The organism is Streptomyces sp. NPDC058758, from assembly GCF_042746075.1.
Taxonomy (GTDB): domain Bacteria; phylum Actinomycetota; class Actinomycetes; order Streptomycetales; family Streptomycetaceae; genus Streptomyces.
On record NZ_JBHYPS010000021.1, the window covers coordinates 58,884 to 72,641 of the forward strand.

10 protein-coding genes are annotated in these 13,758 nt (G+C 75.9%); 4 read left to right on the plus strand and 6 right to left on the minus strand.

Annotation, left to right across the window (positions count from 1 at the left end; translation table 11 throughout):
- Positions 1 to 173: 173 nt before the first annotated feature.
- Positions 174 to 818: an L-threonylcarbamoyladenylate synthase gene (locus ACFW6A_RS23400; RefSeq protein WP_386483889.1), complete on the minus strand. Its 645-nt coding sequence runs from the start codon at positions 816 to 818 to the stop codon at positions 174 to 176.
- Positions 815 to 1,447, minus strand: a complete 633-nt coding sequence (locus tag ACFW6A_RS23405) for a carbonic anhydrase (protein ID WP_351855331.1) — start codon at positions 1,445 to 1,447, stop codon at positions 815 to 817. The genes ACFW6A_RS23400 and ACFW6A_RS23405 overlap by 4 nt, the downstream gene beginning before the upstream one ends.
- Before the next feature lie 764 nt (positions 1,448 to 2,211).
- Between ACFW6A_RS23405 and ACFW6A_RS23410 the strand changes: the two genes are divergently transcribed.
- Entirely contained in the window at positions 2,212 to 3,882 is a 1,671-nt protein-coding gene (locus ACFW6A_RS23410) for a SulP family inorganic anion transporter (RefSeq protein WP_386642493.1), read from the plus strand.
- A gap of 18 nt (positions 3,883 to 3,900) precedes the next feature.
- Here the strand turns inward: ACFW6A_RS23410 and ACFW6A_RS23415 are convergent, their stop codons facing one another.
- A complete protein-coding gene (locus ACFW6A_RS23415; protein ID WP_386483885.1) occupies positions 3,901 to 4,629 on the minus strand; it encodes a hypothetical protein in 729 nt (242 codons plus the stop codon).
- A 450-nt stretch (positions 4,630 to 5,079) separates the two neighbouring features.
- Positions 5,080 to 6,120, minus strand: a complete 1,041-nt coding sequence (locus tag ACFW6A_RS23420) for an NlpC/P60 family protein (protein WP_386642496.1) — start codon at positions 6,118 to 6,120, stop codon at positions 5,080 to 5,082.
- Positions 6,121 to 6,501: 381 nt separating this feature from the next.
- Between ACFW6A_RS23420 and ACFW6A_RS23425 the strand changes: the two genes are divergently transcribed.
- Entirely contained in the window at positions 6,502 to 6,996 is a 495-nt protein-coding gene (locus ACFW6A_RS23425) for an SAV_915 family protein (protein ID WP_386483881.1), read from the plus strand.
- Between the two features lie 130 nt (positions 6,997 to 7,126).
- Here ACFW6A_RS23425 and ACFW6A_RS23430 read toward each other — a convergent pair whose 3' ends face one another.
- Positions 7,127 to 8,140, minus strand: a complete 1,014-nt coding sequence (locus ACFW6A_RS23430; RefSeq protein WP_351855342.1) for an aminoglycoside phosphotransferase family protein — start codon at positions 8,138 to 8,140, stop codon at positions 7,127 to 7,129.
- Between the two features lie 231 nt (positions 8,141 to 8,371).
- Here ACFW6A_RS23430 and ACFW6A_RS23435 point away from each other — a divergent pair, with 231 nt between their 5' ends.
- Entirely contained in the window at positions 8,372 to 9,550 is a 1,179-nt protein-coding gene (locus ACFW6A_RS23435) for an alpha-hydroxy-acid oxidizing protein (protein WP_351855345.1), read from the plus strand.
- Positions 9,551 to 9,885: 335 nt separating this feature from the next.
- A complete protein-coding gene (locus tag ACFW6A_RS23440) occupies positions 9,886 to 11,523 on the plus strand; it encodes an adenosine deaminase (protein WP_386642500.1) in 1,638 nt (545 codons plus the stop codon).
- A 119-nt stretch (positions 11,524 to 11,642) separates the two neighbouring features.
- Here ACFW6A_RS23440 and ACFW6A_RS23445 read toward each other — a convergent pair whose 3' ends face one another.
- Positions 11,643 to 13,202: a polysaccharide lyase family 1 protein gene (locus tag ACFW6A_RS23445; RefSeq protein ID WP_386642503.1), complete on the minus strand. Its 1,560-nt coding sequence runs from the start codon at positions 13,200 to 13,202 to the stop codon at positions 11,643 to 11,645.
- Between the last annotated feature and the right edge of the window lie 556 nt (positions 13,203 to 13,758).

Here is a 13,758-nt window from a genome sequence, read left to right on the forward strand (position 1 = left end):
CCGGGCCGCGGCCAGTACCCCGACACCGTCCGGCCCGTCGGTCGCCGCGCCCGGAGCTCTGCTGCCGAGCCGCGCGGCGTTGACGACGGACGCCGGTCGGCGCTCCGGCCCCGGACAACGCGGTTTTCCGCGGAGGCCGGGGCCGGAGAGGGGGTACGAGGGGTATGAGGGGGTCAGGGGACGATCAGGTCCGGGACGAGCGCGCGGAGTTCGGCGACCGGCAGGACGCCGTCGCGGACCAGGACCGGGGTCGCGCCGCTGAGGTCGACGATCGACGACGAGACCGCGCCGGCGGTACGGCCGCCGTCGAGGTACACCGCGACGGACCCGCCGAGCATCGCCTGCGCGGCGTCGCAGTCCTGCGGGGACGGGTGGTCCGTGAGGTTGGCGCTGGACACGGCCAGCGGGCCCGTCTCCGCGAGGAGGTCCAGGGTCAGCGGATGGTCCGGCATCCGGACCGCCACCGTGCCGCCGGTCTCGCCCAGGTCCCAGTCGAGCGACGCCCGGTGGCGCACCACCAGGGTCAGGCCGCCCGGCCAGAAGGCGTCGATCAGCGCCCGTGCCGCGTCGGGGAGTTCGTCGGTCAGCTCGCCGAGCGCCGCGGCCGAGTCGACCAGGACGGGGGAGGGCTTGTGACGGCCGCGGCCCTTCGCCGCCAGCAGCGACGCGACCGCCTTCGGGTCGAAGGCGTCGGCCCCGACCCCGTACACGGTGTCCGTCGGCAGCACCACGAGCTCGCCGCGGCGGACCGCGGCCGCGGCCTCGTCGAGGCCCGCCGCGCGGGCCGCCGGGTCGGAGCAGTCGAAACGGGACGTCACGCCGCAGCGCCCTCCTCCGCCACGGCGCCGTGCGTGCTCACCAGCCGGGCGCTGCCGCCGGCCAGCTCGTAGCCGAGGCCGACGACGGCGATCTCGCCGGCCGCCACCTGGTCGGACAGCAGCCGGGAGCGGTCCAGGAGCAGGTTCGCGGTGTGCCGGATGTGCTCGTCGATGATGTCGCTGTCGGCCGTCAGGCCGGCGGTCCGGGCCGCCAGTATGCTCGGCGTCACCCGCTCCACCACGTCCCGCACGAAGCCGTTGGCGGTGAAGCCCTCCTCGACGGCCGCGCGGGCCGCGGCGACCGCGCCGCAGGAGTCGTGGCCGAGGACGACCACGAGCCGCGCGCCGAGGATGCTCGTCGCGTACTCGACGCTTCCCAGCACTTCGGGGCCGATGACGTGACCGGCGGTGCGGACGACGAACAGGTCGCCGAGCCCCCGGTCGAAGATGATCTCGGCCGCGAGCCGTGAGTCGGAGCAGCCGAGGATGACGGCGAACGGGTCCTGGCCGGGCGCGAGCTCCGCGCGACGGGCGGCGTCCTGGTTCGGGTGCTCGGGCGTGCCCGAGACGAAGCGACGGTTGCCTTCGAGGAGGGCGTCGAGGGCAAGGGCCGGAGATGTTCTGGGCATGCTGCCACCCTATGCGCGCCCCCCGCCCCCCGCGCTACCCGACCACCCCCCTGTCACCCGCCGTGTGACGCATTGCACCCACTTCCTCGAACCCTTGCCCGCACCCCTTTTCGCACGCCTGATCCCCCCTGATCCTCCCTGTCCCCTCTCTCCCGCACCCCGCGCCGACCGTGAGCCCCCGTCGGCCGCCGCATGGCCATGCCGCGCCGGCCGTGTCGACGCCCACCCGTTCGCGCCCCGCGCGCCCACACCCACGCGCCCACGCGCCCGTGTACGCACGCCCCCGCGTACCCGCACCCCCCCCGCGCGCCCCGCCGGTGCCCGGGTGCGCGGCGCCCGCGGCCGATGCGCCGTTCGTGCAGGAGCGCCCCCGCGCCGCTCCCACGGCGGTTCGCGTCACGTACCGCTCGCTTCCGGCCGGAAACCTGCCCCCGCCACCCACCCGCGCCGGCCGTGCCGTTCGCCCCGCTAGCCTGCGGCCAACGCCCCTCGCCGCCCCGCCCCGGGGCCGTCCCGCGGCCCCGCGCCGGCCTCGTCACCAGGCCCCCGGTGCCCCGCACTTCTCGCAGCGCACCCGCGCACTCCCGTCGTGCCGCCCGCACACCCGATCGTCGCCTGATCACCGTCCGATCCGTCGCCTGATCACCGTCCGATCCGTCGCCTGATCACCGTCTGATCCGTCGCCTGATCGCCGTCCGATTGCCGTCCGATCCGTCGCCTGATCGCCGTCCGATCCGTCGTCCGACCGTGAGGGGTTCCTCCGCATGCCGTCCTCCCCGCCGCCCGGGCGGCTCCGCCGCCTTCCCTCCCACTTCCGCCAGGACTTCGCCGCCTCGCTCGTGGTCTTCCTGGTCGCGCTGCCGCTGTGCGTCGGCGTCGCCGTCGCCTCCGGGGTGCCGGCCGAACTCGGTCTGGTCACCGGCATCGTCGGCGGTCTCGTCACCGGCATGATGCGCGGCAGCAGCCTCCAGGTCTCCGGGCCCGCCGCCGGACTCACCGTCCTCGTCCTGGAGACGGTGCGGACCTTCGGCCCGGCCGGGCTCGGTGTGATCGTGCTGGCCGCCGGGCTGGTCCAGACGGCGCTGGGCCTGCTCCGCTGGGGCCGCTGGTTCCGGGCCATCTCGCTCTCCGTCGTGGAGGGCATGCTCGCGGGGATCGGGCTGGTGATCGTCGCCGGACAGCTGTACGCGGCCGCCGGCGTCCCCGCGCCGGAGGGGGGCGTCGCCCGGCTGGCCGCGCTGCCGGCGGCGCTGGCCGGAGCGCTCGCCGACCCGCGTGCCGTCGCGTCGGTGGCCGTCGCCGCCGGCACGGTCCTGGTGATCGTCGGCTGGCCCCGGCTGCCGGGCCGGGCGGGCGCGCTCCCGGGTGCCCTGGTGGCCGTCCTGCTCGCCGGGCTCGTCACCGCCCTCGCCGGGCTGCCCGTCGCGACCGTCCGGGTCGACGGCGTCCTGGCCGCGGTCAGGACGCCCGACCCCGCCGCCTTCCTCCTGCTCGCCGAGCCCGCCGTCCTCAGGACCGTCCTGGCCTTCGCGCTGATCGCCTCCGCCGAGTCCCTGTTCAGCGCGGCGGCCGTGGACCGGCTGCACGACGGCCCGCCCACCGACTACGACCGCGAACTCCTAGCCCAGGGCGCCGGGAACACCCTGTGCGGCCTGCTCGGCGCCCTGCCGCTGACCGCCGTGATCGTCCGCAGCTCGGCGAACGTCCGGGCCGGCGCGCGGACCCGGGTCTCCCGGGTGCTGCACGGCGTGTGGCTGCTGGTCTTCGCCGCGCTGCTGCCGGGCGCGCTCGCGTACGTACCGCTGCCGGCGCTCGCCGGGATCCTCGTCCACGCCGGATGGAAGCTCATCCCCTTCCGGGGGATCGTCGCCCTGTGGCGCGGTCACCGGGGCGAGGCGGCGGTCCTGGGGGCGACGGCGGCGGCGATCGTGGCGGTCGGCATGCTCGAAGGGGTGCTCGCCGGTCTCGGTCTCGCCGTCGCGAAGGCCGCTTGGGAGGCGTCCCACCTCCGCGTCGACCACACCGACGAACCGCCCCCGCCCGCCCGGCCGTCCCCGTCCGCCCGGCCGTCCCTGCCCGACCGGCCGTCCCTGCCCGATCAGCCGTCCCCGTCCGACCGGCGCCCCGCCTCCGGCGAGCCGTTCGCGCACGGCGAGCCGGGCCCGCCCGCCGTGGGCGTGCTCCGCGTCCGGCTCAGCGGCGGCGCCACCTTCCTCCGGCTGCCGAAGCTCCTCGACGTCCTGGAGGCGCTGCCGCGAGACCGGCCCGTCGAGGTGGACCTGTCGGGGCTGCACCACCTCGACCACGCCTGCCGCGCCGCGGTGACCGCGTGGGCCGAACGGCACGCCGCCGCCGGGCCCCACCCCGTACGCCTCCACCCCTTCCCCGACCCGCACGCCGCGCCGGCCGCCGCGCCCGCGCCCGCCGGCCCGTGAAGGGCGGGTGGCCCGGGGTCAGCCCGTCGCGTCCCAGGCGCGGGTCAGGCCGTCCAGCCAGGCCGGGGGGAGTTCGGCGGCGTCCCACTCCTCCCGCAGCTCCGCCGGGTGGACGGCGAGCCGTTCCAGGACGGCGAGGCTGGTGGGGGAGTGGACCAGGGTGTAACGGCCGTGGATGGCGATCGCGCTGCCCGGTCCGTACGTGGCGTACAGCCGCTCCAGATGGGACCGGTGGTCGGTGGCGAAGGCCGTCAGCCGCCCCGGATAGGCGGCCCGCTGCCGGGCCCCCATCGTCGCGAGCGCGGAGGCGAGCACCTGTTCGGTGACCTCGGGGTCGAGGTCGGACTCCTCGGAGAAGGTGAGGTACAGCGGCACGACCGCCACCTTGGCCCGCTCGACCTCCATCCGCCCGACCCGCGTCCGGGGGTCGGGCTCCCCTTCGGCGTCCGCGGCGACGGCCTTGCCCAGCGCCCGGTCGGCGAGGCCCGCGAGTCCTTCGGTGACGGCCCGTGAACCGTCGCGCCAGCCCGCCGCGTACGGCTCGCCGCTGCCCGGCGGGGCCTGCCGTCCCGTGCCGGACAGCTCCTCGTGCGCGACGGCGAGGGCACCGGCCTCGACGAGGCCGATCAGCTCCTCGGCGTCGCCGGAGTACACCCCCGCCCGTGCGAGGAGCTGGAGCAGCGTCGTCCTCGCGTTGTCGACGCTCGCGGCGTCGAGCTGCAGCCGTTCTTCCCGGGCGGCGGTCATCGGTGGTCCTCCTCCTCGCGGTACCGGCGCGTACGGGTGCGGCGGACGCGCCTTCGAGGACGCGACGATCACGGGCCCGCGCCACGCTCCCCTCGCGGCGGCGCACGTACGGGACCGGTGATCGGGTCCTCAATCGCCGAGGTTTCCAGCTTCCCCGGCCCCCCGTCCAGCCGACTTCCCGGTCCCCTCCGACCAGGCACGCGGTGCCATCCGGCCCGCCCGGTCGGGCCGGACCCCGACGGCCCCGGCCTCCCGGGGAATCCCATACCCCCGCCCCGTATCACGGACGGCCGTGGAGGCTGGGCCGCGGTACCGGCCGGAGACACGAAGTGCCAGCCCGGGGCCGGGTATCCCGCTGCTCGGAGCCGTACGCCCCCGCCCCGGCCGCGCCGGTCGCGGGAGCGGTCCGCGGACGCGAGCGGCCCGCGCACGCGAGGGGGCCGTCCGGTGTCAGCCGATCCGCACGCCCCACATGAACGGCATCCCGCTGCGGGCGATCGACTCGTAGCGGACCTGCGCGCCGGGCTTGGGGGCGTGGAGGATCTGGCCGTTGCCCGCGTAGAAGCCGATGTGGCTGAGGTCGGTCCGCATCACGATCAGGTCCCCGGGCCGCAGGTCGGCCAGGCGGTCGACGCGGGTCCCCGCCGACGCCTGCGCCTGCGAGGTGCGGGGGAGTGCGACGTCCGCCTGGCGGAACGCCCAGGAGGTCAGCCCCGAGCAGTCGAAGGACGACGGGCCGCTCGCGCCCCACACGTACGGCAGTCCGACGCGGCTCTTCGCCGCGGCGAACGCCGCCGCCGCCCGCCCGGAGGCGCTCGGCTGGTTCCCGAGCTCCACCCGCGCGCTCGCCCGGTTCGCCCGCTGCTCCGCCTCGGCGATCCGTGCCCGCTCCTTCGCCGACAGGGTGTTGAGGAGCCGCTGGGCCTCGCGCAGCTTCCCCTGGATCTCGCCCTTCCGCTCGCCCAGCTCCCGCTGGACGGCGCCGAGGTCGCGCAGCCGCTCCGACGCCTCGCCGCGCTGCTGCCGCAGCGTCCGCTGCTCGTCGAGGAAGCGCCGGAGCGCCGCCGTCTGCCGCTCGCCGGCCCGGTCGAGGGCGGTGGCGCGGTCGAGGTACGCGTCGGGGTCGGAGGAGAGGAAGAGCCGCAGCGCGGGATCGAGGCCGCCCGCCCGGTACTGGTCCGCCGCCAGCAGGCCGATGCCGTCCCGGAGTTCGTTGAGTTCGGCCTGCTTGCGCGCCACCCCGTCCTGGAGGAGGCCGACCTGCCTGCGGAGCGCGTCGGCCCGCTCCTTGGCGCCGTTGTACTTCTCCGTCGCCTGCGTCGCCTCCTCGTACAGCCGGTCCACCTGCGCCTGGACGCCCTTCTTGGTGGGGTCGGGCAGCGGGTCGGCCGTGGCCTGCTGGGCGGAGAGGGCGACGGCGGCCGCCGCCGTGGCGGTCGCGACGCCGGCGTAACGGGGGTGCGGCTGCTTCGGGCGGCGGTGCGACGGCACGGCGGAGCTCCCTCTTCCTCGGGGGGCGGCCGAGGTGCGGCCGCGGGTGCGAAGGCTCGCGAATACTAAGCAGCTTAGAGGATTAGTAGCAATGTGCGTCCGGGTGCCCCGCCGACGGCCCGACCGGCTCCGCCGGGCGTTCCCCCGGTAATCCCCAGGCGTCCCTCAGGCGCTCTTCGCCTCCTTCGCCGCCTTCGCCGGGCACGGCTCCCGCCTCCCGAACGCCCCTCCGGCCGCCGGGGCGTGACGAACGCGTCAAGAGTCGCCGGGGCCGGCGTCAGGACCGCGTCAGGGAGACGGTCGGCCGGCCCCGAGCGGGGCAAGGCTGCGAGGACGCGCCCCGCCGAACCGTCGCCGGGGCCGGACCGACCGGAGGACCCCATGCCCCGCACCCCGCTCGCCGACGACCGCGACCCCGCGCGGCCGGCCGCCGGTCCCACGGACCCGGAACCCGCCGAACCCGCCCCGGCCGGACGCCTCTGCGTGCCCGTCCGGCCGGGAGCCCGCGGCGTCACCGTCCGCCTCTACCGCACGCCCGTCGGCGCCCGCACGGCCGTCGCCTTCACCAGCCCCGAACGGCTCCGCGCCACCCTCGGCGCCGGCCAGCCCTGGACACCGCTCTCCGAGTCCGCCCTGCGCGCCCTCGCCCGCCCCCTCGGCGTCCGCACCCTGACCATCGACCCGACCCTCACGGCCCCCTACACCCCGGCCCCCTCCACCCCGGCTCCCGTCACTCCGGCCTCCGTCACCCGGACGCCCACACCGGCCAAGCCCTCGCCCGCCGCCCCCGGATCCCCGGCGGCGCCCCCGTACCCCGGGACGCCGTGCGCCCGGCGCTTCGGCTTCGGCTTCGGCGCCAGGGGGACCGCCGCATGACCGTCGCCGGGCCGCCCGGCGCGGACACCGAGAAGGCAGGCGCCCACCGGCCCGGCGCGAAGTCCCGTGAGGGCCCGCGGGCCCGGGGCGCCGGGCCCCGGCCGTCAGGGCCGGCGGGGCCAGGGCCCGCTCACAGCTCGTCGGCGGCGGCGAAGAGCTCCCGCACCCAGTACGCGCTCGCCTCCTCGCTGTCGCCGGTCGGCGTGCCGGGGAAGAGCCGGAACCACGAGCCCGCTCGGCCCAGCGCCGCCAGCCGCACCGCCAGCCTCGCGGCCCGCCGCAGCTCCGCCGCCGAGGGACCCAGCCCGGTCCAGTGCTCCAGGTACGCGTCGACCATCGGGGCCACGTGCTCGGGGCCGTACCGCAGCCGCACCTCCCGGACCGGGACCAGCAGGCTGCCGAAGGGGTGCGCGGCGCAGGCGTCGCCCCAGTCGAAGAAGGTGAAGCGGCCGGGGGCGGGGGCGAGGATCTGCCCGTCGTGCAGGTCGCAGTGGTCGAGCGAGTCGGGCAGGCCGTACGCGTCGAGTTCGGCGCACAGCTCGACGAGCCGGGGCCGCCGGCGCAGCAGCGCGGCCCGCTCGTCGGCGTCGAAGAGGGGGTTGCCGGTGACGAGCGCCTCGAACGCCTCCGGCAGCTCCCGCGTTCGGGCGCCCGGCACCCCCAGTCCGTCGAGCCGGTCGGCGTACGGGACGAGCCGCCGCTGCATCTCGCCGTACCGGCCCAGCGCCGTGGCCCACGACTCCGGGCCCGCCGCGCCCGCGTCGAGGACGCCGCGGAACAGCGGCCCGCCGTCGGGCAGCAGCGACCAGCCGCGCCCGGCGTCCACCGCCAGCGGGGTCATCACGTGCTCCGGCGTCCACGCGGCGAGCGCCGCCGACAGCCCGGCCTCGAAGGCGTTCGACGGGGCGCCGGCCTTCAGCCACACCGCGTCCCGCTCGCCCGCGCCGGTGCGGAACCGGACGAGGACCGACCAGGGCCGCACCCGCACCTCGCGCGCGCCGCTCTCCACCAGCCCGTGTCCGGCCAGGGCGCGCTCGGCCCAGCCGAGGACGTCCCTCCGCCACGCCGCGTCGTCCCAGGGGGTCACCGAGTCGGCGAACCGGCCCCGGTCCACCACGGTCGTCCGTTCGTCGTTCTCGCGCATCCGGCGATTCCACCACCGGACCGCCCCGGACGCACCGGAATATGCCCGCGTCCGGCCGCCGGGCCCGGCCCCGCACCCCCGCGACGGCGGGGAACGGCGGTGCCGTGGAGCCCCGGGCCCCCGCATCCCCCTCCCGACCATGGCGTTCCGGCCCGCCGACTGGCACCGTGGGCGCCACCGGCGGCCGGGGCGGGCCCGGCCCGGGACGGCGACGGAAGGGCGGGGCCCAGGATGAGCGGCGCGTTCGGCGGGCGGTACGGCGACTACCAGAACGAGATCTACCTCGCCGGGCTCGGCGGAGTGCTCCCCGGCCTCCCCATGACCCACGCCGAACTGGAGGCCCGGGCGAGCGCCGCGCTGCCCCCGTCGGTCGTCTCCTACGTGGCGGGCGGCGCGGGCGACGAGTTCACCCAGCGGGCGAACGTGACCGCCTTCGAGCGGTGGGGCCTGGTCCCCCGGATGATGGTCGGGGCCACCACCCGGGACCTCGGCGTCGACCTCTTCGGACTCCGGCTCCCCTCACCGCTCTTCATGGCCCCCGTCGGCGTCATCGGACTCTGCGCCCAGGACGGCCACGGCGACCTCGCCACCGCCCGCGCGGCCCGCCGCACCGGCGTGCCCATGGTCGCCTCCACCCTCACCGTGGACCCGATGGAGGAGGTGGCCGCCGAGTTCGGCGACACCCCCGGCTTCTTCCAGCTGTACACGCCCACCGACCGGGACCTCGCGGAGAGCCTGGTCCGGCGCGCCGAGGCCGCCGGGTTCAAGGGGATCGTCGTCACCCTCGACACCTGGGTCACCGGCTGGCGCCCCCGCGACCTCGCCGCGAGCAACTTCCCGCAGCTGCGCGGCCACTGCCTCGCCAACTACACGTCCGACCCCGTCTTCCGGGCCCGCCTCGCCAAGGCGCCCGAGGAGGACCCCGGGGCCGCGATCCTCGAATGGGTCGGCGTCTTCGGCAACCCCCTGACCTGGGCCGACCTCCCGTGGCTGCGCTCCCTCACCGACCTGCCACTGATCCTCAAGGGACTCTGCCACCCGGAGGACGTGCGCCGCGCCCGCGACGGCGGGGTGGACGCCGTGTACTGCTCCAACCACGGCGGCCGGCAGGCCAACGGCGGCCTGCCCGCCCTCGACGCGCTCCCCGGCGTCGTCGAGGCCGCCGACGGACTGCCGGTCCTCTTCGATTCGGGCGTCCGCACCGGCGCCGACGTCGTGAAGGCGCTCGCCCTCGGCGCCACCGCCGTCGGCGTCGGCCGCCCCTACGCGTACGGCCTGGCGGCCGGCGGCGAGGACGGCATCGTGCACGTCCTGCGCTCCCTCCTCGCCGAGGCGGACCTCCTCATGGCCGTGGACGGCTACCCGACCCTGGCCGACCTGCGAGCGGAGGGCGCCCTGCGACGCCTCTGACGGCCGAGCCCGGCCGAGCCCGGCTCTGTGTGGTCCTGCCGGGCCGGGCCCTGCCAGGCTGGGTCCTGCCTGGTTCGGCCCTGCCCGGCCGGCTCGGCCGGGCTCGGCCTTGCCCGGGCTCGGTTCGGCCCTGCCCGCCCCGGCCCGGCAGGGTTCGGGCCGGTTCGGCGAGGCCCGGACCTGTCCCGCCCGGCAGCGTGTGCGGAGGCGGGCACCCGAACGTGTTCCCCAGGATCACTCGTTCGAGGTGGAACCGGTCACTCGGTCGGGTGGTCGGGTCCGGTACGGCGTTTCAACGGCCCCGAGGACCGCACGGAGTTCACGATCATGCCCGGGTGACTACGCCCCACCGATCCGCCACGCGCCGCCGGTTCCTCCCGGCCGCCGTGGCCGCGCTCGGCCTGCTGCCGCTGAGCGCCGCCCTCCCCGCCTCCGCCCACCCCGCCGGCGCGCCGGCGGCCACCGCCGCCCTCCCGGCCGCGGGGCCCGCCGCCGCGCCCCGGGTGCCGACCCCGGCCGAGGCCCGTACCGACGCCTACCTGGAGGCCGTACGCGAACAGCCCGCCCGGCTCGACGCGTTCTTCCGGATGATGCCCAAGGGCGGGGAGCTCCACAACCACCTCTCCGGAGCCGTCTCCACCGAGTACCTGATCACCCTCGCCGCCGAGGACGGCCTCTGCGTCGACACCGCCACCATGACGGCGGTCGTCCCGCCCTGCGGCCCCGGCACCCGGCCCGCCGCCGACGCGGCGGGCGACGGGGCCTTCCACGACGCCCTCGTCCGCGCCTGGTCCATGGAGGACTTCCCGCCGGACGGCAACGGCCACGACCACTTCTTCGACACCTTCGGCAAGTTCGGCGAGGTGACGTGGCGTCACCGGGGCAAGCTGCTCGCCGAGTTCGCCGACGACGTCGCCGCGCAGAACCAGTCGTACCTGGAGACGATGGTCAGCCCGGCCTCCTGGAGCGCCAACAAGCTCGCCGACAGCGTCGGCTGGGACCCGGACCTCGCCGCGCTGTACAAGAAGCTCACGGCCGGCGGCCGCCTCGACGCCCTCGTCGACGAGGCGGTGAAGGAGGCCGACGACGGCGACGCCGAGTTCCGGAAGGCGGCCGGCTGCGGCACCGAGCGCGAGCGGCCCGCCTGCGGGCTCACCGTCCGCTGGATCTCCCAGGTGTCGCGCGGCAGCACGCCCGTCCGGGTCTTCACGCAGATGGCGCTCGGCATGCGGCTGGCCGAGCGGGACGAGCGCTTCGTCGCCGTCAACCTGGTCCAGCCGGAGGACTGGGACAGCTCCCTCAAGAACTACGGCCTCCAGATGCGGATGCTCGCCCACCTGCGCGGGGTCCACCCCGGGGCGCACGTGACCCTGCACGCCGGCGAGCTGTGGCCCGGCCTGGTCAAGCCCGAGGACCTCGCCTTCCACATCGCCGAGGCCGTCGGCGTGGCCCGCACCGAGCGCGTCGGGCACGGCGTGGACCTGGTCCACGAGGACGACTGGCAGGCCACCGCCCGCACCATGGCCGCCCGCGAGGTCGCCGTCGAGGTGCCCTTCACCAGCAACGCCCAGATCCTCGGCGTCCGCGGCGCGGACCACCCCTTCGAGACGTACCGCGCCTACGGCGTGCCGGTGGTGCTCGCCACCGACGACCCCGGCGTGTCCCGGATCGACATCAGCCACGAGTACCGGTACGCGGCCAGCACCTACGGCCTGTCGTACCCGGAGCTGAAGGACCTCGCCCGCGCCTCGCTGGAGTACGCCTTCGTCCCGGGCGCCAGCCTGTGGCGCGGCAACCCGACGGCCGAGGGCTACCGCACCGTCCCCGCCTGCCGCGGTGAGCGCCCCGGCACCCCGGTCCGCTCCGCGGCCTGCCGCCGGCTCGTCGAGGGCAGCCCGAAGGCCGCCCTCGAATGGCGCCAGGAGGCCGCCTTCGCCGCCTTCGAGACGGCCCACGCGACCCCGGTCCGCTGATTCCGGTCCGCCGGTCACGGTCCGCCGGTCCGCCGGTCCCGGTCCGGTGAATTCGGGCCACCACGACGGAAGGGCCCGGCTCCCGCATCGCGCGGGAGCCGGGCCCTTCCGTCGTGCCGTTACGCGTACGTCTCGAACTCGGCGACGCGCGGGGTGCCGGTGGCGCCCGTGATCTCGAAGGTGACCTTGCTCAGCGTGGTCGCCGGGAAGGTGATCGTGCCGGCCGCGCCGCCCGTGGCGAGTACGGCTCCGGTGTCGGCGTTCAGCAGGCGCCAGCCGGTGACGGTGCCCGCCCCGGCCGCCTCGCGGACGCGGACCGACGAGATCTTCGTCGGCGAGCCCCACTTGACCGACACCGAGCCGGTGGTGCCGGCGGGCGACCAGTAGGTGGAGAGGCTGCCGTCGCGGACGTTGCCGTAGCTCGTCCCGTCGGCCTTGCTGGAGCCGTCCGCACCGGCGCCGATGCTGAGGTTGGTGCCGGACGGCGGGGCGGTGGTGGCCGTGGGGGTCGGGGTGGGCGTGGGCGACGCGGTGGCGGTCGCGGTGGGCGTCGGGCTCGGGGTCTGCGGGGTGCAGGAGCCGTCGGAGACCAGCAGGCCCTTGCCGGCGCCGGCCGTGCGCGCGACGACGTCCGGGACGCAGGAGGCGCTGTCCAGGGTGTAGGCGTACGGGACGGAGACGGTGGTGTTGGAGGTCGGGTTCGGACCGGCGGGGTTGTAGTCGGTGCCCTTCGGGGACCAGGTCACGTTGTCGAAGACGTTCCCGGCGACCTGCCAGTATCCGGCCGCGTCCGTGTAGAAGGTGCCGAGGACGTCCTTGGAGTCCTCGAAGTAGTTGTTCTCCACCTTGGCGTGGGCGCCGGCGCGGGAGTTGATGCCCGACTCGTTGAGCTGCCGGTAGTGGTTGTCGTACATGTGGGCGGTTCCGCCGCGCAGCAGCGGAGCGCGGGAGTCGATGTTCTCGTACAGGTTGTGGTGGTAGGTGATGAAGCCGTTGCTCAGCTCGGTCTCGCTGGAGCCGACGAGCCCGCCGCGCCCGGAGTTGCGCAGCACGCTGTAGGAGAGCGTGACGTACTGGGTGTTGTCCTTCATGTCGAACAGCCCGTCGAAGCCCTCGGACTCGCCGCCGGACGCCTCCAGGGTGCTGTGGTCCACCCAGACGTTGCGGACGTCGCTCTCCATGCCGATGGCGTCGCCGCCGTTGGAGATCGGCGTGCCGGACTTCTTGACGTTCCTGACGGTGACGTTCTGGATGATGATGTTGCTCGACTCGCGGATGTGGATGCCGACCTGGTCGAAGACGGCACCCGCGCCGACGCCGACGAGCGTGACGTTGCTGATCTGCTTGAGCTCGATGACGCCGGCGGCGGTGTTGCAGCTGTCGCCGGAGACCTTGGCGGTGTTGGCGTGGTTGATGGTGCCCTCGACCTGGATGGTGATCGGGGTGCTGCTGGAGGCGCGCCCGCAGAGGGCCGCGTGGATCTCGGTGCCGGTGGTCGCCCGGACGGTCTGGCCGCCGGCGCCGCCGGTGGTGCCGCCGTTCTGGCTCGCGTAGCCGGTGGCGCCGCCGGCGACCGCGGCCGAGGCCTCCGGGACGGTCAGGATCACGCCGGTGGCGGCCGCGACCGCCAGGGCGGCCGTGGCCGCCTGGAGTCGCCTGGAGGGGGAGCGTCGTCCCATGCTCGCCTGCCCTTTCGTTGGCGTCCGCGCCGTTCGGTGGCGGCGCGTGACGTGTCGTCGTGAGTCCCGTCCCTGGGAAGAAGCGCTAGAAAGCGCTTTCTGGCGGGTGACGATAGGGGTGCGATCGCGTACCTGACAAGACTTCGGACACGGCTGGAACGCGGCGGGTCCCCGGAGGGGCGGGGAGGGTGCGGGAGCGCTCCCAGGGAATGCCTGCTCACGCGGGGGAGGGGCCGGATCCCGGCTCCCGGATCGTGGATTCGGATCTTGGATGTGGAACCTCGGATGTGGAACCTCGAATGTGGGATCCGGCCTCCGCACCCCCTACGGCCTCAGGCCCTGGAGCGGTGGGGACCCGGCCTGTCGGACGGCGCCCGAGGGGGATGGCTCCGGTGGTGCGGGAGTGGTTCGCGGCGTTTCTGCCGCAGCGGCGGGGGCGGGTGGGCCGGGGCGTGACGGCGGCAGGTGGATCATGACGGGGTGCGACCTGACGACCCGCCGGAAACGGGTGGGTGGCGGTCGGTCCGCCGTGATAGGCACTACCTGCACGGGGGAG

Excerpts from the sequence above, each read along its gene's own strand:
- ACFW6A_RS23405 (WP_351855331.1), bottom strand. The coding sequence starts at position 1,447 with ATGCCCAGAACATCTCCGGCCCTTGCCCTCGACGCCCTCCTCGAAGGC.
- ACFW6A_RS23410 (WP_386642493.1), top strand. The coding sequence starts at position 2,212 with ATGCCGTCCTCCCCGCCGCCCGGGCGGCTCCGCCGCCTTCCCTCCCAC.
- ACFW6A_RS23415 (WP_386483885.1), bottom strand. The coding sequence starts at position 4,629 with ATGACCGCCGCCCGGGAAGAACGGCTGCAGCTCGACGCCGCGAGCGTC.
- ACFW6A_RS23425 (WP_386483881.1), top strand. The coding sequence starts at position 6,502 with ATGCCCCGCACCCCGCTCGCCGACGACCGCGACCCCGCGCGGCCGGCC.
- ACFW6A_RS23430 (WP_351855342.1), bottom strand. The coding sequence starts at position 8,140 with ATGCGCGAGAACGACGAACGGACGACCGTGGTGGACCGGGGCCGGTTC.
- ACFW6A_RS23435 (WP_351855345.1), top strand. The coding sequence starts at position 8,372 with ATGAGCGGCGCGTTCGGCGGGCGGTACGGCGACTACCAGAACGAGATC.
- ACFW6A_RS23445 (WP_386642503.1), bottom strand. The coding sequence starts at position 13,202 with ATGGGACGACGCTCCCCCTCCAGGCGACTCCAGGCGGCCACGGCCGCC.